Source organism: Bradyrhizobium nanningense (genome assembly GCF_004114535.1).
GTDB classification, from domain to species: domain Bacteria; phylum Pseudomonadota; class Alphaproteobacteria; order Rhizobiales; family Xanthobacteraceae; genus Bradyrhizobium; species Bradyrhizobium nanningense.
The window spans coordinates 213184-237799 of record NZ_LBJC01000005.1 but is presented as its reverse complement, the minus strand read 5'-3'; the positions used below and the strand labels follow the sequence as shown (position 1 = coordinate 237799).

Below are 24616 nucleotides of genomic sequence, written 5' to 3'. Positions count from 1 at the left end.
CCGGCCTACTCTGCCGACGCCCGGGCGTGCCGCTCGGACGATTCCAGTGCAGCGGCGGTCAGGCTGCGCCGGCGCCAGATGGTGCCGGCCACCAGCACGACGACGACGCCGAGCGCGGCGCAGAAATATTCGGCGCCGGCGCCGCCATGGCCGAATTGCGGCGGGATGTGCAGGGCACCGAGCATGGTGTCGAGCGAGGTACCGAGGGGACCGTTGAACAGCGTGTGCAGCTTAGGCGCGACGCCGGGATCGGTCGCGATCACCTCGCCCGCGATCCAGCCGAGCAGCGCCGCACCGGCCCAGACCAGCACCGGCAGCTTTTCGAGCAGCGCCATGATCAGCGCCGCGCCGGCGACGATCAGCGGCACGCTGATGGCAAGGCCGAGGATCAAGAGCGGCACGCTGCCATTGGCCGCGGCGGCCACCGCAATGACGTTGTCGAGACTCATGACGATGTCGGCGACCACGACGATCTGCACGGCCTGCCACAGATGCGAGGCGGACTCGACGTCGTCCTCGTCCTCGTTTTCCGGCACCAGGAGCTTGGCCGCGATCACGATCAGCGCAAGACCGCCGACCAGCTTGAGATACGGCAGTGCCATCAGGCTGGCGACGATGCCGGTGAAGATGATCCGTAGCACCACTGCGGCGCCGGCGCCGAAAATCATGCCCCACAGCCGATGCCGCGGCTTGAGGCCGCGGCAAGCGAGCGCGATCACCAGCGCGTTGTCGCCGGACAAAAGGATGTTGATCCAGATGATCTTGCCGACTGCGATCCAGAAGGTCGGTTCGGCCATCTCGTTGCGAAACTGGGTGAAGAATGCCCCGATCGTGGCGGGATCGAAGATCTGCCCGAGCCAGTTCACAATACGTCCTTTCGCCCCGTCGTCTTAACTTAACGGCTGATTATCAGCCGACGATCTCGTTGCCCGAGAAGAATTGCGCGATCTCGATCGCGGCGGTCTCCGGGGCATCCGAGCCGTGGGCGGAATTCTCGCCGATCGACTTCGCGTAGAGCTTGCGGATGGTGCCGTCGGCGGCCTTGGACGGATCGGTCGCGCCCATCACGTCACGATATTGGGCGACGGCGTTCTCGGCTTCCAGCACCTGGACAACGACCGGACCCGAGGTCATGAACTCGACGAGCTCGCCGAAGAACGGCCGCGCCTTGTGGACGGCATAGAAGGTCTCGGCCTGCTCCTTGGTCATGCGGATGCGCTTCTGCGCGACGATGCGCAGGCCCGCCTTTTCGATCACGGCGTTGACGGCGCCGGTCAGGTTACGCGCGGTCGCGTCGGGCTTGATGATCGAGAAAGTGCGTTCGATGGCCATGATCTTGTCCTTGGGAAGAAAAGCGGTGGTTGGGAGTTGCGGGGCTTATATCGGCGCCTTTGCCGGACGGCAAGCGACGCCGGGATGACGCCACAGGCGCTTCGCCGCAGGACCGGGCCCGACGATGTCACCATGGTTACGACAATTTCACCCAGATGAACCCAATCTGAAGGCGTCATTCAGGCTTTGGTTCGGCCTCGCGGCTTAAGCTCCTTCCATCGAAACCAAAGCCTGATCATCAGGCGGACCGTTTCGGCGGCCCTTCCATCGACGCGGATCAGCCCGCGCCGGCAGTTTTGAGGAGATCACCATGTTGAGGAAACTTTCGCTTGCCGCTGTCGCCGCGGTTGCGCTCGGTGCCGCGCTGGCGCCGACCTCGGCCTCCGCGCACTGGCATGGCGGCGGCTGGGGCTGGCACGGCGGCGGCTGGCACCACGGCTATGGCTGGGGTGGCCCGCGCTTCTATGCCCCCGTCTCTTATGGCTATGGCGGCTGCTATGTGCGCCGGCTGGTCCCGACCCCCTGGGGACCCCGCTGGCGGCTGATCAACCGCTGCTACTGAGCCCGTCAGCACCTTTCCAACACCTAAGGGTATCTGCGCCCCCCACAGGTACCCTCCAAGAGGAGCCCCGGCGATCCCCCCGCCGGGGCTTCATTTTTGACGGATATGGCGCGGTTCATGCAATTTCAACGAGAATGGCAGTGATCCCCAGGGAGCGGCGAAACCATTTTGGGGGTCAATGACTTGATACCATGTCTTTACTTTGAGAACACGGAACCATGTGATGGCTGGGCCTTTTGCCAATGACAGCGAGCAGATCGACCGGCGCACCAGCCGATCGATTTGCGATGCCGTGGGCGAGCGGCTGCGGCAGAGCCTGCGTCCCGAGACCCGGCTCCCGACACATCTCGAGCAGCTGCTCAACGAGCTGGAGCGGCGCGACCGCGAACCGCACTAGGGCGCGGGCCAAGCAGTTGCAGAAACGAGTTGCGTTTGCCCCCGCCTGCGGTGACAAGGCCGCATGCTGTCCATTACCGACCTCTCCATCCGCCTTGCCGGACGCCTTTTGATTGACCAGAGTTCCGTGCAGATCACGCCCGGATCGCGCGTCGGTCTGGTCGGACGCAACGGCACCGGCAAGTCGACGCTGTTCAAGGTGATCCGCGGGGAACTCGCCGCCGAGCACGGCTCGGTGACCCTGCCGCCGCGCTGGCGCATCGGCAGCCTGGCCCAGGAAGCCCCGAACGGACCCGAAAGCCTGATCTCCGTCGTGCTCAAGGCCGATCTCGAACGCGACGCGCTGCTCACTGAAGCCGAGAGCGCAACCGATCCGCACCGGATCGCGGAGATCCAGACCCGGCTCGTCGACATCGACGCGCATTCGGCGCCGAGCCGTGCCGCCGCGATTCTCTCCGGCCTCGGCTTCTCCGCCGCCGATCAACTCCGCCCCTGCGCCGAATTCTCCGGCGGCTGGCGCATGCGCGTCGCGCTCGCGGCCACCCTGTTCGCGGCGCCCGACCTGTTGCTGCTCGACGAGCCCACCAACTATCTCGACCTCGAGGGCACGCTGTGGCTGGAGGATCACCTTGCGCATTATCCGCGCACGGTGATCGTGATCAGCCACGACCGCGACTTGCTGGAGAGTTCGGTCGACCAGATCCTGCATCTGGAGCGCGGCAGGCTCACGCTCTACAAGGGGACCTATTCCTCGTTCGAGGAGCAGCGCGCCGCGCGCGAGCTGCTCGATGCCAAGGCTGTCAAGCGCCAGGAAGCCGAACGCGCGCGCCTGCAGGCCTTCGTCGACCGCTTCAAGGCCAAGGCCTCCAAGGCCCGCCAGGCACAGTCTCGCGTCAAGATGCTGGAGCGGCTGAAGCCAATCACGGCGCTGGTCACCGAGGACGTGCGCGAGATCAGCTTTCCTGCCCCGGAAAAAATCCTGTCGCCGCCGATCATCGCGGTCGACAACGCCTCGGTCGGCTACGATCCCGCGGCGCCCGTGCTCAATCGCGTCACCTTACGCATCGACAATGACGACCGCATTGCGCTGCTGGGTGCGAACGGCAACGGCAAGTCGACACTCGTCAAGCTGCTCGCCGGACGACTCGCGCCGTTCTCCGGCAAGGTGACGCGCGCCGACAAGCTGTCGATCGCCTATTTCGCGCAGCATCAGCTCGACGAGCTCAACGAGGACGCCTCCGCCTACGACCACGTCCGCAAACTGATGGGCGACGCGCCGGAAGCGAAAGTGCGCGCCCGCGCCGGCGCGATCGGCTTCTCCGGCAAGGCGGCCGACACCAAGGCCGGCAAATTGTCCGGCGGCGAGAAGGCACGGCTGCTGTTGGGCCTTGCAACCTTCTTCGGCCCCAACATGATCATCCTGGACGAGCCGACCAACCATCTCGACATCGACAGCCGCGGCGCTTTGGCCGAAGCCATCAACGAATTCCCCGGCGCGGTGATCATGGTCTCGCACGACCGCTATCTGATCGAGGCCTGCGCCGATCGGCTCTGGATCGTCGCCGACCGCACCGTGACCAATTACGACGGCGATCTCGACGAATATCGCCGCCTGGTCCTATCCACGCGCAACGCGGAAGGCCCCCCGCGCGAGCGCAGTGCGCCAGCTGAAAAGCCGCAGCGCGCAAGGTCGGACAATCGCGGCTCGCTGAAGAAGCGCATCGCGGAGGCCGAAGCCGAGATCGCCCGCGTCAGCGAGATCATCACCAAGATCGACACGGCGCTGGCCTTGCCCGACATCTTTACGCGCGATCCCAAGCAGGCCGCACAGCTGTCGAAGGCACGCGCCAATGCGGCCGATGCGCTGGCGCGGGCGGAGGAGCAGTGGCTCGAGGCGAGCACGCAGTTTGACGAGGCGGCGGGGTAAATGATCTCGCTCGTGTCCCGGACGCCGCGCGGCATGAAATGACGCGACGCTGAGCCGGGACCCACGCTTCAGCGTGCACGCGCCTCCTGGGACCCAGCTCGACTGCGCATCGCTCACGCGCGGCGCAGCGTCCGGGGCACGTCTACGCCGATAGCGGCGGGTATGCCTTACGCCTGCTTCTTCTTCGGCTTCGGCTTCACCGCCTTCGGCACCGGTTGCGGCTCCGGATTGCCTTCGATCGAAGACAGGCGGCCCGACGTGAACGTATAGATGCCCGCGCGCGGGCCGGTCGTCCAGGTCACGACAGCGACGCGGCGGCCGGCGGCATCGTTGGAGAGATTGACATTCGACGGCGCGCCGATGCCGCGCACCACATCGCATTCGGTATGGCCGAGCGCGACCGTGCCGCCCACCGGGGCCGGCGCCGTCGTCGAGGCGTTGGCATCGGCCGGACCGGGCGGCGGCGCCATGCCGGGACAGGCGCCATCGGCGCTGACGAGATCCTCAGCTCCCACCGGCTTGTCGGGGGTCAGCGGCGGCGACTCGATCGAGATGTTCTTGATGAAGAGACGGCCCGGCTTCTGGAACCATTCCGCGTCCTTCGACAACAGATCGGCCCCGCTCGAACAGCCCGCGACCAGCGGTGCTATTGCAGCCAACGCAACGATGAGCGACCTGGGAAGCTTTTGATGTCGCACGATAAACCAAATTCCCCGCGTGAAGGACCAGCCCTAAGCGATTGTCCCAACATCACTTTGCGGCACGAAGGTGACCAAAGCCAGCATCGCCCGAAAAGTGCAAATTATCATTAATTGCGAAGGACGCTAGTTCCGACGCTGCCACCGGCCCCGCTCGTCGGCCTGCCAATAGGTGACATCAAATCCCCGCGCCTTGCAATCGGTCCAGGCGCTGCGGGCGAGCGCGAGCGCATCCGGATCGTCGCCGTTGAACAGCAGCACCATGCGCGCATAGCCCTGCGCGTCCTCTGGGAGGGCGGCATTGTCGACCAGGAAGCGGACATGGGCGCCGTTGGGATTGCCCTCCTCGATCGCCAGTACGATCGGCTGATCGGCGGCGTCGTTCACGTGCCATGTCGCGTGCGGCAGGAAGGAATCGTCGCGATAGGTCCACAAATGCGCGTCGAGCGCATCGGCGCGCTCTTCCGAGGTTGACTGCACCACGACGCGCCAGCCGCGCTCGAGCGATTTCTCGAGAAGCGGCGGCAACACGTTCTCCACCGTCATGTTTTGCAGATGATAGAACAGGACTTCAGTCATTTCGGGTCATTTGCGCTCGTAATGATCGGCGACCAGACGGTCGAGCAGACGGACACCATAGCCGCTGCCCCAGCTCTGGTTGACGTCGGTCTTCGGCGCGCCCATGGCGGTGCCGGCGATGTCGAGATGGGCCCAGGGCACCCCGTCGATGAAGCGCTGCAGGAACTGCGCGGCGGTGATCGAGCCGCCATGACGGCCGCCGGTGTTCTTCATGTCGGCGAACTGGGAATCGATCAGCTTGTCGTATTCGGGACCGAGCGGCATGCGCCAGACCTTTTCCCCGCACTCGATGCCGGCCGTCAGCAGGCGTTCGGCCAGCTCGTCATTGTTGGAGAACATGCCGGCATGCTCGGTACCGAGCGCGACCACGATCGCGCCGGTCAGCGTCGCCAGATCCACCATGAATTTCGGCTTCACCTTCTTGGCGACATACCAGAGCACGTCGGCCAGCACGAGGCGGCCTTCCGCGTCGGTGTTGATGATCTCGATGGTCTGGCCCGACATCGAGGTGACGATGTCGCCCGGCCGCTGCGCATTGCCGTCGGGCATGTTCTCGACGAGGCCGATGGCGCCGACCACATTGGCCTTGGCTTTCCGCGCCGCCAGCGCGTGCATCAGGCCGACGACGCAGGCCGCGCCGCCCATGTCGCCCTTCATGTCCTCCATGCTGCCGGCCGGCTTGATCGAGATGCCGCCGGTGTCGAAGCAGACGCCCTTGCCGATGAAGCCGACCGGCGCCTCGCCCTTCTTGCCGCCGTCCCAGCGCATGACCACCATGCGGCTCGGCCGCGCCGAGCCCTGACCGACACCGAGCAGCGCGCCCATGCCGAGCTTCTGCATCGCCTTGACGTCGAGCACCTCGACCTTGACGCCGAGCTTGCGGAGCTGACTGGCTCGGCGCGCGAACTCCTCCGGGAAGAGCACGTTCGGCGGCTCGTTGACGAGGTCGCGCGCGATGATCACGCCGTCGACGACATGGTCGGCCGCGACAAACGCCTTCTTCGCGGCAGCGGCATCGCCGACCGCAAGCGAGATGTCGGCCCGCGAGCCGCCCTCCTCGCCGTCCTTCTTCTTCGTCTTGTAACGGTCGAACTTGTAGGCGCGCAGGCGCAGGCCGGAGGCGATCGCAACCGCCTGCTCGCTTCCCATCGCGCCATCGGGCAGCTCCGCCATGATGGTCATGGCGGCAGTCCCGGCGGGAAGCTTGCTCGCCGCCACACCGCCGAATTTGAGGAAATCGTTCGCCTTCAGGCCGGTTGCCTTGCCGGCGCCGATCACGAGCAGGCGGGTGGCCTTCACCCCTTCCGGCGCCAGGATGTCCAGCGCGGCCCCGCTCTTACCTTTGAAGGCGGCAGCGGCGGCCGCGCGCTTCACGAGGTCGATGGCGCCGCCCAGCGCCTTGGCCGTTGCGGGACCGACTTTCAGGCTGTCGTCACAGAACACGACCAAGATACCACGGGCGGCGGCAGACAGGGGGACGAAGCCGACCTTGATGGCATCGGACATGGGTAACTCCTTCAAAACGTGGGGCTTCTTTCCGGTGGGACGACCCCGGCCACGGGCCGGGCTGAACGACGATTCACTGAACGTTGTGCACTATGGGCCAGCGGCCCGGCAGATGCCAAGCACCCCCGTGGCCTCACGGCCACAACCAGCGAAATATTAACCATATATTGAGGGTGCCACGGGGCAGCCATTTTGTTGACGGATCAAAGGGATGGTAGTGAGAGAGTACGCTGGCGGAAGAGCCTGCTGGCCAACCTTGGGGATCCCCTGATCGGGGATTGGTTGGACAAGCGGAATTCCGGCCGACATTGGGGACTTGGTGGGATTCGTGCGGTAGCGCATGGGGTCGATCGATAGGTATATCTTCCGCACGACGCTGGCGTCGTTTGCGCTGGTCCTGGTCAGCCTCACCGGCGTGATCTGGATTACGCAGGCGTTGCGCGGCATCGACCTGATGACGAGCCAGGGTCAGACCATCCTCACCTTCCTCGGCATCACCAGCCTCGTCATCCCCGCCCTGGTCCTGATCATCTCGCCGATCGCGCTGATGATCGCGATCTCGCACACACTGAACAAGCTCGCGACCGATTCCGAGATCATCGTGATGAATGCCGCCGGCTTCTCGCCGTTCCGGCTGTTCTATCCGTTCTTCTACGCCACCTGCGTGGTGGCGCTGCTGGTTGCCTTCATCGCGGCCTATCTCGCCCCTGACGGCATGCGGCGGATCAAGCAATGGGACGCGGAGATCACCGCGGACGTGCTCACCAACATCCTGCAGCCCGGCCGCTTCGCCCAGCTCGACAAGAACCTCACGATCCGGATTCGCGAACGCCAGCCCGGCGGCATTCTTGCCGGCATCTTCATCGACGACCGCCGCGATCCGAACGAGCGCGTCTCGATCGTCGCCGAACACGGCGAGGTCGTGAAGAACGACACCGGCTCGTTCCTGGTGCTGGAGACAGGCAATCTCCAGCGCTTCGAGGCGGGCAAGCGCGATCCGGCGCTGGTGGCCTTCGGCCGCTACGGCTTCGACATGTCGAAATTCTCCAACCAGGGCCGCGACGTCACCCTGGGCATCCGCGAACGTTATCTCTGGGAGCTGTTCTCGCCGTCCGAGGACGACCCCGTCTACAAGCAGATCCCCGGGCAGTTCCGCTCGGCCCTGCATGACAGCCTGCTCGCGCCGATCTATCCCTTCGCCTTTGCCGTGCTGACCTTTGCCTTCCTCGGCGCGCCGCGCACCACCCGTCAGAGCCGCAACTTCTCGATCGGCGGCTCGGTGCTCGCGGTGTTCGGCCTGCGCATGGCCGGCTTCGCGTGCTCGGTGATGGCGGTGAAATCGCCGGCCCCGGTGCTGGTGCAATACGCGATGGTTCTCGGCTCCATCGGCATCGGGCTGTGGATGATCGTCGGCGGCGTCGTGGTCGAACCGCCCCCCGGCCTGATGGAAGCCATCAACAGGTCGAACGCGCGCATCGCGCGGCTGTTCGGACGTCCGGCCACCGCATGAGCATGCTCACCAACACACTCGGGCGCTATTTCGCCGGCCGCTTCGTGATCGCGGCGCTCGGCGTGTTCGCGGGCATTTTCCTGCTGCTGGTGCTGGTCGACTACATCGAGATGGTGCGCAAGACCTCGGGGTTGGCCTCCGCCTCGGCGCTCATGGTGGCCGAGACCTCGCTGTTCCGGGTGCCGCAGCTTCTGGAGAAGCTGACGCCGTTCTGCATGCTGATCGGCGCCATGACCTGCTATCTCGCGCTCTCGCGCCGGCTCGAGCTCGTGGTTGCGCGCGCCGCCGGCGTCTCCGCATGGCAGTTCATCTCGCCGGCGCTCGGCAGCGCGCTGCTGATCGGGGTGATCGCCACCGCCGCCTACAATCCGATGTCCGCCAACTTACGCGAAGCCTCCAAGCGCATGGAGGCCGAGCTGTTCGGCTCGGCGCCCGGCGGCGGCATCCAGGACGCCTCCGGCTTCTGGCTCAATCAGGTGACCAACGACGGCCAGACGATCATCAATGCGGCGCGCAGCGAGCAGCAGGGCGTCCGGCTCACCGGGCTCACGCTATTCCGGTTCGACCCTGACCAGCACTTCAAGGAACGGGTCGAGGCGCGCGAGGCGACGCTCGAGTCCGGCCGCTGGCTGTTCAAGGGCGTCCGCCGCTTCTCGCTTGATGCCCCGCCGATCGACCAGGCCACCTTGGAGATTCCGACGACGCTGACCGAGGCCCAGGTCCGCAACAGCTTTTCCACCCCCGAGACTGTGTCCTTTTGGCAACTACCGAGCTACATCCGCTCGTCCGAAAGCTCGGGCTTCGCGACAGCCGGATACCGACTCCAGTATCAGAAGCTTCTGGCACAGCCGTTTTTGCTTGCAGCCATGGTGATGCTCGCGGCCTCCGTGTCGTTGCGCTTCTTCCGGATGGGCGGCGTGCAAAAGATGGTTTTGAGTGGCGTGGGCGCAGGCTTTCTGCTCTACGTTCTGTCGAAAGTGACTGAAGACTTGAGCAAGGCTGAGTTGATGCATCCGATCGCTGCGGCGTGGTTGCCCGTGGTGGTGGGCGGCCTGACCGGCTTTTTGGCCTTGTTGTACCAGGAGGACGGTTAGTGACTGCCGTCCGTCGAGGACCCGTGTCTCGTTTGACGCGCCGCATTGTGATGCGCGCGAACGGGTGTGGCTGGTCCATTCGCAGGCTCGTGATGGCTGTCGCTGCCGTGGCATCGCTCGGCGCGCTGATCGATGTTGCCGCCGTGGCGCCGGCCTCCGCCCAATACACCTACAATCCGCTGCCGCCGCGTCCGAAGCCGGCGAAGGCCGCCAACGACAACCAGATGCTGGTTCAGGCGACCGAGGTCGATTACGACTACAACAATTCGCGCGTCTCCGCGGTCGGTAATGTCCAGCTGTTCTACAACGGCACCAGCGTCGAGGCCGACAGGGTCATCTACGACCAGAAGACCAAGCGGCTGCATGCCGAAGGCAACATCCGCATGACGGATGCCGACGGCAAGATCACCTATGCCGAGATCATGGATCTCTCCGACGATTACCGCGACGGTTTCGTCGATTCGCTGCGCGTGGACACCGCCGACCAGACCCGCATGGCCGCGAGCCGCGCCGACCGCTCCAGCGGCAATTACACGGTGTTCGAGAACGGCGTCTACACGGCCTGCGCGCCCTGTCGGGACGATCCGAAGAAGCCGCCGCTGTGGCAGGTCAAGGGTGCGCGCATCATCCACGACCAGCAGGAGAAGATGCTGTATTTCGAGACGGCCCAGCTCGAATTCTTCGGCGTGCCGCTCGCCTACATGCCCTATTTCTCGACGCCCGACCCGACCGTGAAGCGCAAGAGCGGCTTCCTGATGCCGGGCTACATTTCCGGCACGACCAACACGGGCTATGGCGTCGAGGTTCCCTATTATTGGGCGATCGCGCCCGACATGGACGCGACCATCACGCCCCGCTTCTTGTCGCGGCAAGGCGTGCTGCTGCAGGGCGAGTTCCGCCAGCGCCTGATCGACGGCGCCTACCAGATCCGCGCCTATGGCATCGACCAGCTCGATCCCGGCGCGTTTGCCGGGCAGCCCGGCGACCGCCAGTTCCGCGGCGCCATCGACACCAAGGGTCAGTTCGCGCTGAACGACAAATGGGTCTGGGGCTGGGACGGCGTCCTGATGTCCGACTATTATTTCTTCTCGGACTACCGCCTCTATCAGTACCGCGATCCGCTCGGCTCGTTCCTGCTGCTGCCGACGGAGGCGCTGTCGCAGCTCTATCTGACCGGTGTCGGCAACCGCAGCTTCTTCGACGCGCGCACGATGTACTGGCTGAGCTATTCGGGCAACCAGAGCCAGGTGCCGATCGTCTATCCGGTGATCGACTATTCCAACGTGCTCAACTATCCGGTCTTCGGCGGCGAGTTCAGCTACAAGACCAATTTCGTGAACCTGTCGCGCGATCAGGCGGTGTTCGATCCGATCACGACGATCGCCAACACCAACAGCCTGTGCACGACGGCATCGGCCGATCCGCTGGCCCGCACGCCCTCGCAGTGCCTGCTCCGCGGCTTCCCCGGCACCTACACCCGCCTCACGGCGGAAGCGCAATGGCGCAAGTCCTTCACCGACCCGCTCGGCCAGATCTGGACGCCGTTCGCGAGCCTCCGCGCCGACGCGATCAACTCCTCGGTCTCCAACCAGCCGGGCGTGTCGAACTATCTTCCCGTCGGCGACACCCAGGCTTTCCGCCTGATGCCGACCGTGGGCCTCGAATATCGCTACCCCTTCATCAACATTCAGCCCTGGGGATCGACCACGGTCGAGCCGATCGCGCAGATCATCATCCGGCCGAACGAGACCTATGCCGGCAAGCTCCCGAACGAGGACGCCCAGAGCATGGTGTTCGACGCATCGAACCTTTTCAGCGTCGACAAGTTCTCCGGCTACGACCGCGTCGAGGGCGGCGGCCGCGCCAATGTCGGCGTGCAGTCCACCACGCAATTCGACAAGGGCGGCGCCGTCAAGGTGCTGTTCGGCCAGTCCTACCAGCTGTTCGGCATGAATTCCTTCGCGGTCCAGGACACCATCAATACGGGCATCAATTCCGGCCTGGACAAGCCGCGTTCCGATTACGTCGCGAGCGCCAGCTATTCGCCCAACAGCACCTACACGTTCAGCATCCGCTCCCGCATGGACGAGCAGACCTGGAACGTGCAACGCTTCGAGGCGGAGGGCCGCGCCAACTTCAATCGCTGGTCGGTCAGCATGCTGTACGGCAGTTACGCAGCGCAGCCGGAGCTCGGCTATCTGACCCGCCGTCAGGGCATCCTGACCTCGGGATCGCTGAAAATCGCGAACAACTGGGTGGTGTCGGGCTCGGCGCGGTGGGATCTCGAGGCCAACAAGATCAACCAATATGTGGTCGGTGCCGGCTATGTCGACGATTGCTTCGTGCTGGCGGCGAACTACGTAACTTCGTATAGTTATTCTGCGGGCACCACGCCGCCCGTGCTGAGCCACGCGTTCATGTTCCAGATCGGCCTGCGCACGCTGGCGAACTCGTCGACGACCAGCAGTTCCTCCGGCCTCCAGTGAACGGTTTGAAGTGCCGGCCGCGCTTGCCCCCATCACAGGCTCGACGCGGCTGACATGCGAGCGACAATCATGACGACTCCATTGCCCGTCTTCCGCCTCCTGCTCGCCATCAGTGCCGGACTGATCCTGACCGGACTGCCCTCGCCGTCGCGAGCGCAGAACATCGTCGTCATGGTCAACGGCGATCCGATCACCGATTTCGACATCGAGCAGCGCTCCAAGCTCGACCAGCTGACGACGCAGAAGACCCCGAGCCGGCAGGACGTCATCAACGAGCTGATCGACGACAAGGTGAAGACCAAGGAGGGCAGGAAGTACGGGGTCGATCCCGGCGTCTCCGACCTCAACCAGTCCTACGAGGGCATGGCGCAACGCATGCGCATCACGCCGGACCAGCTCACCAAGTCGCTCGAATCCAAAGGCGTCCGCCCCGAAACGCTGAAGGCCCGCATGAAGGCCGAGATGGTCTGGACCAGCCTCGTGCGCGGCCGCTTCAAGGAGAAGCTGCTGGTCGGCGAACGCGACGTCGCGCAGGCCGTGCAGGCCGAGACCGGCGACAAGCTTCAGATCGAAGGCACCGAATACAAGATGCAGCCGATCGTGCTGATCGTGCCGCGCGGCTCGTCCGCGGCGTTCCTGGAGACCCGGAAGAAGGAAGCCGAGAGCTACCGTGCGCGCGTCGGAAGCTGCGAGGAAGCCAATTCGCTGTTCCGCTCGACGCCGAACGCCACCATTCGCGACAGCGTCACCAAGACCACCGCGGAACTGCCGGAAGCGCTGCGCAAGGTGCTCGACGATACCCCGATCGGCCACCTGACCGCGCCCGAGATGACCAAGAACGGCATCGAGATGGTGGTGCTGTGCTCGCGCAAGCCGACCATGATCGACACGCCGAAGAAGCGCGAGGTCCGCGAGAAGATGTATCAGGAGAAGTACGAGAAGACCCAGAAGGCCTATCTCGACGAGCTCCGCAAGGCGGCGATGATCGAATATCGCAACCACCGCTGATGGCCGATCGCGCAGCAAAGCCGCTTCCCCTTCCCCTTGCCCTGACCCTGGGAGAGCCCGCCGGCATCGGCCCCGACATCACGATCGCAGCCTGGCTGCGACGCCGCGAGCTGAACCTGCCCGCCTTCTATCTGCTCGGTGACGAGGCGTTGATCGCGCGCCGCGCCAAGGCGCTCGCTCCATCGCTGGGGGCCGAGATCAGGACCGCGGCGGTGAGTCCCGGCGAAGCCGCTTCTGCCTTCATCGATGCCCTGCCCGTGGTCGCCACCGGCGAGCGCGCGACCGCCGAGCCCGGCAAGCCCGACGCATCAAGTGCGCCGGCCGCACTCGCCTCGATCCGGCAGGCGGTCACCGATGTTCGCGAGGGCCGCGCCGGCGCAATCGTCACCAATCCGATCGCCAAGAGCGTGCTCTACCGCTCAGGCTTCCGTCATCCCGGCCACACCGAATTCCTCGCCGAGCTCGCCGCAGAGAACGGGCGCGTGCCGCAGCCGGTGATGATGCTGTGGTCGCCGCAACTCGCCGTGGTGCCCGTGACCATTCACGTCTCGCTCCGCGATGCGCTGGGAGAGCTCACCAGCGAGCTGATCGTCTCGACCGTGCGCATCGTCGCAACCGAACTGAAATCCCGCTTCGGAATCGCGCGGCCGCGCATCGCGGTCTCCGGCCTCAATCCGCATGCCGGCGAGGACGGCTCGCTCGGCCACGAGGAGCAGACCATCATCGCCCCCGCGCTCAGGACGCTACGCGGCGACGGCATCGAGACCAGGGGCCCGCTGCCCGCCGACACCATGTTCCACGAGGCCGCGCGCAGCACCTATGACTGCGCCATCTGCATGTATCACGACCAGGCGCTGATCCCGATCAAGACGGTCGCCTTCGACAACGCGGTCAACGTCACGCTCGGCCTGCCCTTCGTCCGCACCTCGCCCGATCACGGCACCGCCTTCGACATCGCCGGCACGGCCAAGGCCAATCCGGCGAGCCTGATCGCAGCGCTCCGGCTCGCCAGCCGCATGGCGGCTTCGCAAGACAAATGAGCGCGATCGACGACCTCCCGCCGCTGCGCGAGGTCATTCGCCGGCACGCGCTGTCGGCGCGCAAATCGCTCGGCCAGAATTTTCTGCTCGATCTCAATCTCACTGCGCGCATCGCGCGCGCCGCAGCGCCCCTCGAGGACTCCACCATCGTCGAGATCGGCCCCGGCCCGGGCGGGCTGACGCGCGCGCTTCTCGCGCTCGGCGCCAAACGCGTCATCGCCATCGAGCACGACGAGCGCGCGATCCCAGCCTTGCAAGATATTTCCGCGCGCTACCCTGACAGGCTCGAGATCGTGCATGGCGACGCCATGACATTCGATCCCCGCCCGCTGCTCGCTGGCGAACGAGCAAAGATCGTCGCCAACCTGCCCTATAACATCGCGACCCAGCTCTTGATCAACTGGCTTACCACCGAGCCCTGGCCGCCCTGGTACGACATGATGGTGTTGATGTTCCAGCGCGAGGTCGGCGAGCGCATCGTGGCGCACGAGGACGAGGAGGCCTATGGCCGGCTCGGCGTGCTCGCCAATTGGCGCTGTGAGACCAAGATCCTGTTCGACATTGCGCCGTCCGCCTTCGTGCCGCCACCGAAGGTCACCTCCTCCGTCGTGCGCCTCAAGCCGCGCGCAGAACCGCTGCCGTGTGATCGCAAGCTGCTCGAACAGGTCGCAGCCAGCGCCTTCGGCCAGCGCCGCAAGATGCTGCGGCAGAGCCTGAAGTCGCTCGGCGTCGATCCGGCGCGGCTTGCGCAGGCCGCCGGCGTCGATGCGACGCGGCGCGCGGAGACCATTCCGATATCGGGCTTTGTTGCCATGGCGCGCGAATTGGCGGATATACGCAGCGAAACCGAGTAACCAAGAATTCCGGAGGAAAGAAAATGGCGCTGATGCGCAGGCAGTCCCTGGTCAAGTTCGACGCGCCCTTGTGCGAGACCATCGTCGACACACCGAAGCCGCAAGGACGCGAGGTGCTGGTGCGCATCGAGCGCTGCGGCCTCTGCCATTCCGACCTGCACATCCAGGACGGCTATGCCGATCTCGGCGGCGGCAGGAAGCTCGACACCACGCGCGGCATGACGCTGCCGTTCACGCTGGGCCACGAGATCGCCGGCGTGGTCGACGAGGTCGGCCCCGACGTGCCGGCAAGCCTCGTCGGCACGAAGAAAGCCGTCTTCCCCTGGATCGGCTGCGGCCAGTGCCGCGATTGCGCCAATGGCGACGAGAATCTCTGCGTGAAGCAGCGGTTCCTCGGCGTCTCCATCGACGGAGGCTTTGCCACCCACGTGCTGGTGCCCGACGCGAAATATCTGCTCGACTACGACCCCCTGCCCGTCAACCAGGCCGCGACGCTGATGTGCTCCGGCGTCACCGCCTATGGCGCGCTCAAGCGCCTGGTCGACCGTCCGCGCCAGCGCAACCTCTTGCTGATCGGTCTCGGCGGCGTCGGCATGATGGGACTGTCGTTCGCCCAGGCGATGTTCAAGCAACCGATCACGGTCGCCGACCTCTCGCCGGCCGCGCGCGACACCGCGCTAAACAACGGTGCCGCAGTCGCCTACGACCCGTCCGAGCTCGACGTGATCAAGCGCATCCTGAAGGAGACCGAAGGCGGCTTCGATGAGATCGTCGATTTCGCCGGCAACGAGAAGTCGATGGCCTTTGCGGTCGCAGTCGCCGCGCGCGGCGGCAAGATCGTGGTCTCCGGCCTGATGGGCGGCCAGTTCACGCTGCCGATGGTGCAGTGGGTCTATAAGCGCATGACCATCGAGGGCTTCATGGTCGGCACGCTCGCTGAGGCCCACGAGCTGATGGCGCTGGCGCGCGCCGGCAAGATCAAGCCGACGCCGATGCGCGAGGAGCCGATGGGCGACGTCCAGAAATGGATCGACGAGCTTCGTGCCGGCAAGGTCGTCGGCCGCATCGTGCTGAAGAACTGACCGATCGCTGGCTGCGGGCCCGACGCAAGTTGCGCCCGCCGCACGGAACGCCTTCGACCCCGCCGCGTTGGCAGCGCATGTCCATTCGCTGCACTGTCGAAAGCGCATTCTTCATCGCCTGGAGCTGCCTGGAGCAGAGCGGCGAGCTCGGCCCGCCGGACGAGAGCGCGAACTTCCTTCTCGACGCGATCGAAGCCCAGCTCAGGGCCGGCGAGCGCCGGCAGCTGATGCTCGCCAACAGGGCGATCGACGCCTATCGCGCGCACGCGGCCGAACGCCGATCCACAGCGGACCGCGAAGCACGGGTCGGGTGACGATCATCGCCACCCCTCGGACCCGGCGGCGTTCGGGCGGATCCCGGCGGTCCGTCGGGCAAAACGCACGGGGTGCGGCGCCTGGCGCCGACACGCTACGCCAATCCGCATGCCCGCTATGTTCACTCCTGAACAGACCTCGCGAAGACCCACGCGGCCGGGCCGGCGTGCAAGCGGCCTGCTCCCACAATTTCCGGATTCCGGAAAGCCGGCGCGCGAACTTTTCGGCCCTCAGTGAGGCCTTGTGTGCACTTTGGAACCGTTGGTTCCGCCACGGAAACGTAGGGTTCTGAGCGGCGCCGATTCCCGGCCAGCCAAGAGAAGAAACTGTGACCGGTCGGCCCCAGAACGATCTGCTCCGGCAGCTCACTCCCCGAGATTTCGAACTTCTCGCACCCTACCTCCAGCCGGTCGAAGTCGAGGCCAGCCACATCCTGCATCACGCCGGCGACGCCGTGGCGGCGGTTCATTTCCCCTGCGGCCCCACGCTCGTGTCGTTCGCCGTTCCGGTCGAGGATGATCGCGAGGTCGAAAGCCTGCTGGTGGGACGCGAGGGTGCGGTGGGCGTCGCCGCCGGCCGCAATCCCTCACTCGCCTATTCCCGCATCGTCGTGAAGCTGGGCGGCACGCTCGTTCGGCTGCCGCTGCGCGCGCTCGAGCAGGCGCAGCAGCGGTCGGCCGCGCTGCAAGAGGTGTTTTCGCGCTATGCCGACTGCCAGTTTGCGCAATTGCTGCAGACCGCGGCCTGCAACGCCGCGCATTCGATCGAGCAGCGCGCCGCCAAGTGGATCATCTCCGCGCAGGAACATATCGGCCAAGCCGAGATTCCCCTCACCCACGAGCAACTCGCGGGCATGCTGGGCGTCTCTCGCAGCTATGCCAGCCGCGTCATCCAGATGTTCAAGGCGAGGCGCATCCTCGCCACCCGCCGCGGCGCCATCCTGATCCTCGACGCAGCGGCGCTCGATGCCAGAGCCTGCTGCTGCAACGATTGGGTGAAGAAGCATTTTGACGAAGTGCGGGGCGCGGCACCCGCCGATGGCTAGCACGCCGGCGGTCTCACGCACGCGGCGGCGACTGCCGTTTCTGGTGCAGATAGGCCGGGCTGAAATCGCCGAGCCGTTGCAAGTCGCGCCATTTCAGCACGATCAGTTCGCCCTCGCGCAGATCCATGGCTCCGCTGCGCCTGAGCTCGCCGAGCGTCCGGTTCACGGTCGCGATCGCCATGCCCAGCGTCTCGCCGAGCTGCGCCAGGCTGATCGGCAAGGGGCAGCGATTGCCGCGGACGAGCTGCGCGGCGCGGGCGCGGTAGAACAGCTCGCAGAACAGGTGCGCCATGCGCGCCTGCATCGGCCGGGCGCTGTTGTTGGTGATGGCTTCGCGAAAGATCGCGGCATCGAGCAGCGTCTCGCGCCAGACGGCCATCCCAAAGTTTGGCCGCCGCCGGAACGCGATGAACAATTCGCGATGCGGGACGAAGGCGACCGAGGCGGGCCCCAGCGCGCTCAATCCGTGGTCCATCTGGTCGATGAACAGGCCCTGCGCGTCCGGCAGGTCGCCGGTGATGTGGAACGCGAGATATTGTCGGCCGCCGCTGCCGAGCAGATGGTAGCGCGCGACCATGCCCGAGACGACCAGCGCCGAATGTTCGGGTTTGTCGCCCTGCCGGATGAAATCCTCGTTCGACTCGAAATCGCGCAGCGTGAAGGTCAGCGCGCGGATCTCGGCAAGATCCTCCTCTGCGAGCGCGGTGTGCTCGCACAAGTTCCGGATCAGCACGTCGTGGGCTCTTTCCATGAGGCCGCCAAAAATCGCGCCGGTTCTATCAAATGATACGTCCGGCTTGGGTTCAGCGGACTAGAACGCGTCTCGATAGCACAGGTTGCTAACCGATCTGCGATCGTACCGGTCGCATCCAACCCGTCACCTCGACGACGAGCCGAGCCGTCCCTTCATGAGCCCTACGACGATCCTGGACCGCATCCGCAGCCTGTTCAGGCCGGATACGAGCGAGCACTTCGACAGCATCAGCGATGCCTTGCGCGCGGGCACGCTGAAGGAGCCGGTCCGGCCGATGTCCGATCAGGAGCTCGCCCGCGCCATTCGCGAGTTCCGCTCTGCGCCGGTCTCCGACTGGACAATCGCAAAACTCTCGCGGCGCTTCGTCGAGGCGTCGGTGCCGCGCGACGACTGAAGCAGCACGCGAGGCTCATGCCGCATCCGAAGTTCATCGCGCGTCTGCAGACCATCGAAGCCCTGTCCGAGGACGAACGCCGACAGATCGCCGCCCTGCCCTCCACGCTGCGCCAGGTCGCCGACGGCGAGATCGTGCTGCGCCAGGGTGAGGCCGTATCGCGCTGCGTCTTCGTCGTGCACGGCTTCCTCTACCAGGCCCGTATCGTCGGCGACCGCAGCCGGATCCTCGCGTTCCACGTTCCCGGCGACATGCCCTGCCTGCACACGCTGCTGGTCTCGCCGATGGATGCCGACCTCGTCGGCCTCGGACCGACCATCGTCGGCACTGTCGCGCACAGCCAGCTCAGGCAGCTTCTCGGCGGCTCGATCCATTTGACGCGCGCGTTCTGGCGCGAGACGCTGATCGATACGGCGATCTCGCGACAATGGATCGCCCGCCTCGGCGCGCAGACGGCCTTGCCCAAGGTCGCGCACCTCATCTGCGAGCTCGCCGCAAGGCTGGAGGTGGTCGGCCTCGTCACGGATGGCTGCTTCCAGATGCCGATGACGCAGCGGCACGTTGCAGATGCCTGCGGACTCTCGATCGTTCACGTCAACCGTACCATCCAGGAGCTGAGACATCGTGGATTGATCGCCTGGGAGGGCAGCGAGATCGGGCTGCTGCAACCCGATGAGCTGCGCAAGCTTGCGGATTTCGCGCCGGACTATCTGAGCTGAGCGCGGCGTCGGCAACACCGACAATCTGGAGCCCGCCGCGCTCTACCTTTATCGCGACTGGCTTCCGGCCAGCGGCGAGGAAGCACGCGACTTCCCGATCTATTGCCAGCGGCTGAGCTTCGTCCCTGAGGTCGCCGAGCACGAAGCGACCGCGGATTTGTCCTGCCGCTGAAATGAACTGTGACCGCATCCACCGTCATTCCGGGATGCGTACGCAAGCACGCAGGCCCGGAATCCATCGGGCCGCGCATCGTGCCATACGATGGATTCCGGGTTCGCCCTTTCGGGGCGCCCCGGAATGACGGGCGGAGATCGAGGCGGCCGTTCGCGAGGCGTCGGGCAAAACACGCTGGTCAAGTCACCTCCTCAAAAATATTCCGCTTTCCCGAATTTCGGATTTGTGGCATACAGCCGCCTATCCCGGCCCCTGCCAAAGGGGCGCTTCGCGATCGTCACGAGATGCGGGCCGGGTTGCGGTGGACGCGGTAGCGCCGGCGCGGCATGCGTGACGACAGGGCGGGCAACCGTGAGTCTTCAGGCGGCGCGATACGACCCGGCGCGGTCACAGCGGTTTCGTTGATGCCTGGAAGCGAGCACACGCAAGCCTTCAGGTGTTTCGGCGGGATCGTCCGCGGACGGAGAAGTCGTGTGGTCCTGACGCCCGGGGTCTGTGCGTCAAGTCTCAGCGGTGATGCGGCGGCCCGACCGGGTGCGCGCATCGATCATCCGCAAAGGCGACGGGGGCAATAGTGCATCGCTCCCCGAGGAGAGCACGAAGGACACCGTTAAAACCATCCGCGCAGGGAAGGCCGGGAGCCGGCATCACCTGTGGTCCACCCCGTGTGCATTTTCTGTCGCGCACGGACTTGCGGGTGCCGCCGGCACCCGGCCTTCCCTGCGCCCTTTGGCTTTCATTGGGTGCGAACGAAACTGCAAAGCTCGGGCGGAACGCGCCGCGAGACTGCACGGCCGCGGCCGCTGTCCGGTCAGATCATCGGCGCGAGGACGTCGGAACCCTCATGCGAAAGCTTCTTCGGAACCCAACTCTCCGCCTAGCCAGAGCGCCACGAAAACACCCTCCTCACTGCGGAACAAACATCCCGCAGGCCCGATTCAAGCCACATCCTCTCCGGATTTGCGGCTCATTGCCACCCAAGTCTTTGATGACAAAGGGCTGGTTAGAGTTGCGTCACGCGTAACCGGGAGACCAGGATGGGCAACCGCACCGCAAAATTCGTATCCGCGCTGGTCGGCAGCATCATTGCCGGCGCGCCACTGGCCGCCGTGTCGCAGAACGCGCCGAGCGCATCGAGCACCGCCAACGCGGCCGCCGACTGCCTGGCCTCGCCGAAGGGCGCCGCGCCGCAGGGGCAGCACTGGCACTATCGCCTCGAACGCACGACCAAACGGCAGTGCTGGTATCTCCGGGCCGCCGGAGACAAAGACAGCGCTAAGGCCGTGCAGGCCACGGCGGACACGCCACCGGATTCAACAGCTTCGCCGCAGCAGACCGTGCAGGACGCGCGCGCCGAATATGTGGGTCCGCGCAGGGGAGCAACTCCCAAGGAGCCGAACGCAACGCCGGCCGCAGCAACGCCGGCACAGCAACCTGCGGACCAGGTTGGTAGCAGCGCGCAGCAACCTGTCGCCGACACGGCGTGGCCCGATGTCTCCACCGCATCTGCCGCGCAAGCGCCGCAGCCCGCGCCGACCATGGTCGCAGCAGCCGCGCAGCCGAACGCAAAGCCGTCGAAATCCCCTGCCCTACTCCCGCCCGCCGCAGCAGAGGGCACGACCGACAAGCCGGCCGGCTCGGTGCAGATGCTGCTGCTCGTGATCGGCGGCGCGCTGGCGCTCGCAGGGATCCTCGCCAGCCTCATCTACCGCTTCGCCGGCGGACGCGTCCGCGTCCAGGCCGCCGACCGCCGCGGGCATTGGGACGATTGGGCGCCGCAAGACCATGCCGGAAGCCGCGCGCCCTGGCTCGGTGCGACGCCGGCCGTCACGCCGCGCCCGCAGCCGAGGCCGGTCGACTTCGACGAGGCACGGCCGCAGACCGCGCAACTCGCCGCATTCACCAAGGAGATCGGCATTATCGCGGCCCAATCCTCCTCCATTCGCAACAAGGCCGCAGAGCTCGACAAGGCCGACATATTCAACGGCGAGTTCGAGATCGGGCCATCGCCCCTACGCCTCGCGGCCAAGGAGATCGATGACAAAAAGCCCGCTGCTCGCGACGAGATCGATCGCGCTGAAGATGTGCAGACCGAGGATGCCGTCGACGTCGACGTGATCACCGCCATGCTGGAACGGCTGGCGAAGCAAGGGCCGCGGCTGCGAGAGCCTAGCCCTGAAGCTGCCCTTGTAAACCTCGCACGAAACCAACGAGGCCAATCCGCCGCTCGCGCTTGAGGCGCTCGGCCTTCAGGATCGACTGCACCTCGGCGAAGGCCTCATCGACATCGTGGTTGATGACGATGTAGTCGTACTCGGCCCAGTGGCTCATCTCGTGGCTGGCGCGGCTCATCCGCTTGCGGATCACCTCGTCGGAATCCTGCGCGCGCGAATGCAGACGCTTTTCGAGATCGGCCGCCGAGGGCGGCAGGATGAAGACGCTGACGACGTCGGCGCGCGCCTTCTGCTTCAATTGCTGCGTGCCCTGCCAGTCGATGTCGAACAGCACATCCTGGCCCGCTGACAGCGCCGCCTCGACGGGGCCACGCGGCGTGCCGTAGCTGTTGTCGAACACCGTCGCCCATTCCAGCAGCTCGTCGGCTTTCACCATCGCGTCGAACGTGAGCTTGTCGACGAACGTGTAGTCCTTGCCGTTGACCTCGCCCGGCCGCATCGGCCGCGTGGTCGCCGAGACCGACATTTTCAGGCCGGACATCCGCTCGATCAACAGACGCGACAGCGTCGTCTTGCCCGCGCCCGAGGGCGAGGACAGCACGAACATCAGTCCGCGCCGCTCGACACCGTCAGTTCCGTGACCGCCCGCCGTCATCGATCACTCCAGATTCTGGACCTGCTCGCGGAACTGCTCGACCACGTTTTTCATGGCCAGCCCCGTATTGGTCAGCTCGATGTCGTTCGACTTCGAGCAGCAGGTGTTGACCTCGCGGTGAAACTCCTGCGCCAGGAAATCGAGCTTGCGGCCGATCGGGCCGCCCTTGCCGATCAGCTCACGCGCCTGCGCGATGTGGGATGCGATGCGGTCGAGCTCCTCGCGGATGTCGGCCTTGGTCGCGATCAGGATCGCCTCCTGCATCAGGCGGTCGGAATCGAAGCGGTCGGAGGTGTCGAGCAATGCAGCGATCTGCTCGGCGAGCCGGGCCTTGATCGCCTCCGGCTTGCGGCCGGGCGCGGCTTCCGCCCTCCTGGCCAGCTGCTCGATCTCGTCGACGCGCTGCGTCAGGATCTGCCCGAGCGACGTGCCCTCGCGCTTGCGCATCGCAACGAGCTCGTCGAGCGCCTTGTCGAAGGCCGCGGCGGCAGCAGCGCGCGCCGCCTTGTCCTCCTCCTCGTCACCCTCGGGCTCGGCGACCTCGACCACACCCTTGATCGCGAGCAGGCCGTCGATGCTCGGGGCAACCGCGTCGACCTTGCCGGCGATCATGGCGGCGGCCTTCAGGACGGCGTTGAGCACGTCCTCGTTGACGCGAACCGTTGCGGCGGCGTTGGCGCGCTTGACGGTGAGATTGGCGTAGACCGTCCCGCGCGACAAAAGCTCCCCGGCGCGCTTCTTGGCGTGCGCCTCGAGCTCGTCGAAGCCCTGCGGCAGCCGCACCCTGAGGTCAAAGCCTTTGGCGTTGACCGACTTCAATTCCCATTCGAACGTGTACGGCCCGCTTGCGCCGTGGCTTCGAGCAAAGCCGGTCATGGACGACAGCGCCATCAGGTCAAGTTCTCCAGAAACACGGGATTCGCGAGGCATCAAGCCACGCGAATCTTAAGACTATTTTGCAGGAAAGTGGAATCCGCAAAGTCCCGCAGGCAGGTCTGCAACGCACTAGCGCTGGACCACCGGCGGCGAGGGCTGCACCGCGCCCTGCCGCGCAGGTGGCGGAGCTGCGGGGCGTGCCGCCGGCGGCTTTTTCTGCTGGTTGGGCCGCGCCGGCGTGGTCGCGGTCGGCGTATCGGCGGCCCCGGGCGCGGCGGCAGCCGGCGGCGGCGCATCCTCGGCCGGCTCGACCGTGTCGTTCTGGATCTGCTTTTCCATCGCGCGCAGCTTGGCGACATTCTTCTGGTGCGCGTCGTAGGTTTCCGTGAAGGCGTGCCCGCCGGTGCCGTCGGCGACGAAATAGAGGTCGCGGGTGCGGGCCGGATTGGCGGCGGCCTCCAGCGAGGCACGGCCGGGGTTGGAGATCGGGCCCGGCGGCAGGCCCTCGATCACATAGGTGTTGTACGGCGAAGGCTGCGTGATCTCGCTGCGCTTGATCGGGCGCCCCAGCGTGCCCTTGCCGCCGACGAGGCCATAGATGATGGTCGGATCGGATTGCAGCTTGATCCGCTGCTTCAGGCGATTGACGAACACCGCGGCGACGCGGCTGCGCTCGTCGGGCTTGCCGGTCTCCTTTTCCACGATCGAGGCCAGCGTCACCAGCTGCTCCGCCGTCTTGACCGGGATGTCCTGACTGCGGCGCTCCCAGATCTCGGCGAGCACGCGCTTGTGCGCCTGCTGCATGCGCTGGATCACCTGTTCGCGCGGCGTACCGCGCGGGAATTTGTAGGTCTCCGGCAGCAGCGTGCCCTCACGCGGCAGCTCGCGCACGCTGCCGGTGAAGATGTCGTTATCGGACAGGCGCGCCACGATCTGCTCGGAGGTCAGGCCTTCCGGAATCGTGACGGCGTGCTGTACCACCTTGCCCTCGACGATGGTGGCGATGACGTCGCGGAGCGAAGCGTTCTTCTGGAACGCATATTCACCCGGCTTGAGGTCCGAACTCGCCTTCAGCGCGGCGACACTGGCGATGAACACCCAGGGATTGACGTCGGTCACGCCTTCCCGATTCAGAGTCTCGGCGATGTCGCGCTTGCCCGCGCGCTGCGGGATGTTGACGATCTTGTCGTCCTTGAGCGGCCCGGGCGCCTCGAGCACCTGCCGGCCGTAATAATAGATGCCGCCGGCGCCGAGCATGGCGATCAGCAGAAGGGTGATGATGGCGTTGCCGACGACCACGAAGGGATTGCGCGCACGGTCCGATCGCTTCGGCGGCGGCGGGAGCTGCTCGGGCTCGAGTGCTGCCCGTGGGCTCCGGGGCGAAATGGGCGGCCTTTCACTCATAGAAGCAACCTGAATCCTGCCGGTTCAATAG

Annotated in this window: 24 protein-coding genes and 1 pseudogene; 16 read left to right on the top strand and 9 right to left on the bottom strand. The window is 65.8% G+C overall.

Translation table 11 applies throughout. The features are described from left to right. Positions 1-5: 5 nt before the first annotated feature. Complete coding sequence (locus tag XH84_RS02825; RefSeq protein ID WP_128917530.1) at positions 6-866, bottom strand: TerC family protein; 861 nt, start codon at positions 864-866, stop codon at positions 6-8. A gap of 43 nt (positions 867-909) precedes the next feature. Then, positions 910-1332, bottom strand: a complete 423-nt coding sequence (gene ndk, locus XH84_RS02820) for a nucleoside-diphosphate kinase (RefSeq protein WP_128917531.1) — start codon at positions 1330-1332, stop codon at positions 910-912. A gap of 310 nt (positions 1333-1642) precedes the next feature. Between ndk and XH84_RS02815 the strand changes: the two genes are divergently transcribed. The 3 genes from XH84_RS02815 to XH84_RS02810 all read left to right on the top strand — a co-directional run bounded on the left by XH84_RS02815 (position 1643) and on the right by XH84_RS02810 (position 4217). Beyond that, entirely contained in the window at positions 1643-1894 is a 252-nt protein-coding gene (locus tag XH84_RS02815; protein WP_027576269.1) for a hypothetical protein, read from the top strand. A 223-nt stretch (positions 1895-2117) separates the two neighbouring features. After that, positions 2118-2291, top strand: a complete 174-nt coding sequence (locus XH84_RS39515) for a hypothetical protein (protein WP_164935992.1) — start codon at positions 2118-2120, stop codon at positions 2289-2291. A 63-nt stretch (positions 2292-2354) separates the two neighbouring features. Beyond that, positions 2355-4217 carry an ABC-F family ATP-binding cassette domain-containing protein gene (locus XH84_RS02810; RefSeq protein WP_128917532.1) on the top strand — a complete coding sequence of 621 codons (1863 nt, stop codon included), beginning with the start codon at positions 2355-2357 and terminating at the stop codon, positions 4215-4217. Between the two features lie 167 nt (positions 4218-4384). On the opposite strand, the gene XH84_RS02805 is transcribed toward XH84_RS02810, so the two are convergent. The 3 genes from XH84_RS02805 to XH84_RS02795 all read right to left on the bottom strand — a co-directional run bounded on the left by XH84_RS02805 (position 4385) and on the right by XH84_RS02795 (position 7000). Then, a complete protein-coding gene (locus XH84_RS02805; protein WP_181769673.1) occupies positions 4385-4876 on the bottom strand; it encodes a hypothetical protein in 492 nt (163 codons plus the stop codon). A gap of 165 nt (positions 4877-5041) precedes the next feature. Continuing rightward, a complete protein-coding gene (locus tag XH84_RS02800; RefSeq protein WP_128917534.1) occupies positions 5042-5494 on the bottom strand; it encodes a DNA polymerase III subunit chi in 453 nt (150 codons plus the stop codon). 6 nt (positions 5495-5500) lie between these two features. Then, a complete protein-coding gene (locus XH84_RS02795) occupies positions 5501-7000 on the bottom strand; it encodes a leucyl aminopeptidase (protein ID WP_128917535.1) in 1500 nt (499 codons plus the stop codon). Positions 7001-7340: 340 nt separating this feature from the next. On the opposite strand from XH84_RS02795, the gene lptF reads away from it, so the two are divergent. From lptF to XH84_RS02750, 9 genes are all read left to right on the top strand, one after another. After that, on the top strand, positions 7341-8510 hold the full coding sequence (lptF, locus tag XH84_RS02790) for an LPS export ABC transporter permease LptF (RefSeq protein ID WP_128917536.1): 1170 nt from the start codon (positions 7341-7343) through the stop codon (positions 8508-8510). Next, complete coding sequence (lptG, locus tag XH84_RS02785; RefSeq protein ID WP_128917537.1) at positions 8507-9604, top strand: LPS export ABC transporter permease LptG; 1098 nt, start codon at positions 8507-8509, stop codon at positions 9602-9604. The genes lptF and lptG overlap by 4 nt, the downstream gene beginning before the upstream one ends. Positions 9605-9696: 92 nt before the next feature. Beyond that, positions 9697-12090 carry an LPS-assembly protein LptD gene (locus XH84_RS02780; protein ID WP_245471588.1) on the top strand — a complete coding sequence of 798 codons (2394 nt, stop codon included), beginning with the start codon at positions 9697-9699 and terminating at the stop codon, positions 12088-12090. Between the two features lie 69 nt (positions 12091-12159). Continuing rightward, on the top strand, positions 12160-13098 hold the full coding sequence (locus XH84_RS02775; RefSeq protein ID WP_164935994.1) for a SurA N-terminal domain-containing protein: 939 nt from the start codon (positions 12160-12162) through the stop codon (positions 13096-13098). After that, complete coding sequence (pdxA, locus tag XH84_RS02770) at positions 13098-14138, top strand: 4-hydroxythreonine-4-phosphate dehydrogenase PdxA (protein ID WP_128917540.1); 1041 nt, start codon at positions 13098-13100, stop codon at positions 14136-14138. Before XH84_RS02775 ends, pdxA begins: the two co-directional genes overlap by 1 nt. Further along, complete coding sequence (gene rsmA, locus XH84_RS02765) at positions 14135-14992, top strand: 16S rRNA (adenine(1518)-N(6)/adenine(1519)-N(6))-dimethyltransferase RsmA (protein ID WP_128917541.1); 858 nt, start codon at positions 14135-14137, stop codon at positions 14990-14992. Before pdxA ends, rsmA begins: the two co-directional genes overlap by 4 nt. Before the next feature lie 23 nt (positions 14993-15015). After that, positions 15016-16074, top strand: a complete 1059-nt coding sequence (locus tag XH84_RS02760; RefSeq protein WP_128917542.1) for an alcohol dehydrogenase — start codon at positions 15016-15018, stop codon at positions 16072-16074. 77 nt (positions 16075-16151) lie between these two features. Beyond that, positions 16152-16388, top strand: coding sequence for a hypothetical protein (locus XH84_RS02755; protein ID WP_128917543.1), 237 nt, complete (start codon positions 16152-16154; stop codon positions 16386-16388). Between the two features lie 329 nt (positions 16389-16717). Then, complete coding sequence (locus XH84_RS02750) at positions 16718-17434, top strand: Crp/Fnr family transcriptional regulator (RefSeq protein WP_128917544.1); 717 nt, start codon at positions 16718-16720, stop codon at positions 17432-17434. 13 nt (positions 17435-17447) lie between these two features. On the opposite strand, the gene XH84_RS02745 is transcribed toward XH84_RS02750, so the two are convergent. Further along, complete coding sequence (locus XH84_RS02745) at positions 17448-18185, bottom strand: Crp/Fnr family transcriptional regulator (RefSeq protein ID WP_128917545.1); 738 nt, start codon at positions 18183-18185, stop codon at positions 17448-17450. 157 nt (positions 18186-18342) lie between these two features. Here XH84_RS02745 and XH84_RS02740 point away from each other — a divergent pair, with 157 nt between their 5' ends. From XH84_RS02740 to XH84_RS02720, 4 genes and pseudogenes are all read left to right on the top strand, one after another. Then, the gene (locus XH84_RS02740; protein ID WP_128917546.1) at positions 18343-18582 is read left to right on the top strand and encodes a hypothetical protein; all 240 of its coding nucleotides are present in this window, start codon (positions 18343-18345) and stop codon (positions 18580-18582) included. Between the two features lie 17 nt (positions 18583-18599). Then, a complete protein-coding gene (locus XH84_RS02735; protein WP_128917547.1) occupies positions 18600-19301 on the top strand; it encodes a Crp/Fnr family transcriptional regulator in 702 nt (233 codons plus the stop codon). 1 nt (position 19302) lies between these two features. Further along, positions 19303-19478, top strand: a pseudogene (locus XH84_RS02730) (GyrI-like domain-containing protein); the annotation flags it as partial. Positions 19479-20513: 1035 nt separating this feature from the next. Beyond that, the gene (locus tag XH84_RS02720; protein ID WP_128917548.1) at positions 20514-21713 is read left to right on the top strand and encodes a hypothetical protein; all 1200 of its coding nucleotides are present in this window, start codon (positions 20514-20516) and stop codon (positions 21711-21713) included. Here the strand turns inward: XH84_RS02720 and gmk are convergent. From gmk to mltG, 3 genes are all read right to left on the bottom strand, one after another. Then, entirely contained in the window at positions 21646-22305 is a 660-nt protein-coding gene (gene gmk / locus XH84_RS02715; RefSeq protein WP_128917549.1) for a guanylate kinase, read from the bottom strand. The genes XH84_RS02720 and gmk overlap by 68 nt on opposite strands. A gap of 3 nt (positions 22306-22308) precedes the next feature. Then, entirely contained in the window at positions 22309-23196 is an 888-nt protein-coding gene (locus XH84_RS02710) for a YicC/YloC family endoribonuclease (RefSeq protein ID WP_128917550.1), read from the bottom strand. Between the two features lie 114 nt (positions 23197-23310). Next, entirely contained in the window at positions 23311-24585 is a 1275-nt protein-coding gene (mltG, locus tag XH84_RS02705; RefSeq protein ID WP_128917551.1) for an endolytic transglycosylase MltG, read from the bottom strand. Between the last annotated feature and the right edge of the window lie 31 nt (positions 24586-24616).

Coding starts and splice junctions, on each gene's coding strand:
- ndk (WP_128917531.1), bottom strand. CDS start 1,332: ATGGCCATCGAACGCACTTTCTCGATCATCAAGCCCGACGCGACCGCG.
- XH84_RS02710 (WP_128917550.1), bottom strand. CDS start 23,196: ATGGCGCTGTCGTCCATGACCGGCTTTGCTCGAAGCCACGGCGCAAGC.
- XH84_RS02755 (WP_128917543.1), top strand. CDS start 16,152: ATGTCCATTCGCTGCACTGTCGAAAGCGCATTCTTCATCGCCTGGAGC.
- XH84_RS02815 (WP_027576269.1), top strand. CDS start 1,643: ATGTTGAGGAAACTTTCGCTTGCCGCTGTCGCCGCGGTTGCGCTCGGT.
- XH84_RS02745 (WP_128917545.1), bottom strand. CDS start 18,185: ATGGAAAGAGCCCACGACGTGCTGATCCGGAACTTGTGCGAGCACACC.
- XH84_RS02735 (WP_128917547.1), top strand. CDS start 18,600: ATGCCGCATCCGAAGTTCATCGCGCGTCTGCAGACCATCGAAGCCCTG.
- rsmA (WP_128917541.1), top strand. CDS start 14,135: ATGAGCGCGATCGACGACCTCCCGCCGCTGCGCGAGGTCATTCGCCGG.
- gmk (WP_128917549.1), bottom strand. CDS start 22,305: ATGACGGCGGGCGGTCACGGAACTGACGGTGTCGAGCGGCGCGGACTG.
- lptF (WP_128917536.1), top strand. CDS start 7,341: ATGGGGTCGATCGATAGGTATATCTTCCGCACGACGCTGGCGTCGTTT.
- XH84_RS02800 (WP_128917534.1), bottom strand. CDS start 5,494: ATGACTGAAGTCCTGTTCTATCATCTGCAAAACATGACGGTGGAGAAC.
- mltG (WP_128917551.1), bottom strand. CDS start 24,585: ATGAGTGAAAGGCCGCCCATTTCGCCCCGGAGCCCACGGGCAGCACTC.
- XH84_RS02760 (WP_128917542.1), top strand. CDS start 15,016: ATGGCGCTGATGCGCAGGCAGTCCCTGGTCAAGTTCGACGCGCCCTTG.
- XH84_RS02810 (WP_128917532.1), top strand. CDS start 2,355: ATGCTGTCCATTACCGACCTCTCCATCCGCCTTGCCGGACGCCTTTTG.
- XH84_RS39515 (WP_164935992.1), top strand. CDS start 2,118: ATGGCTGGGCCTTTTGCCAATGACAGCGAGCAGATCGACCGGCGCACC.
- XH84_RS02740 (WP_128917546.1), top strand. CDS start 18,343: ATGAGCCCTACGACGATCCTGGACCGCATCCGCAGCCTGTTCAGGCCG.
- XH84_RS02795 (WP_128917535.1), bottom strand. CDS start 7,000: ATGTCCGATGCCATCAAGGTCGGCTTCGTCCCCCTGTCTGCCGCCGCC.
- XH84_RS02780 (WP_245471588.1), top strand. CDS start 9,697: ATGGCTGTCGCTGCCGTGGCATCGCTCGGCGCGCTGATCGATGTTGCC.
- XH84_RS02720 (WP_128917548.1), top strand. CDS start 20,514: ATGGGCAACCGCACCGCAAAATTCGTATCCGCGCTGGTCGGCAGCATC.
- pdxA (WP_128917540.1), top strand. CDS start 13,098: ATGGCCGATCGCGCAGCAAAGCCGCTTCCCCTTCCCCTTGCCCTGACC.
- XH84_RS02775 (WP_164935994.1), top strand. CDS start 12,160: ATGACGACTCCATTGCCCGTCTTCCGCCTCCTGCTCGCCATCAGTGCC.
- lptG (WP_128917537.1), top strand. CDS start 8,507: ATGAGCATGCTCACCAACACACTCGGGCGCTATTTCGCCGGCCGCTTC.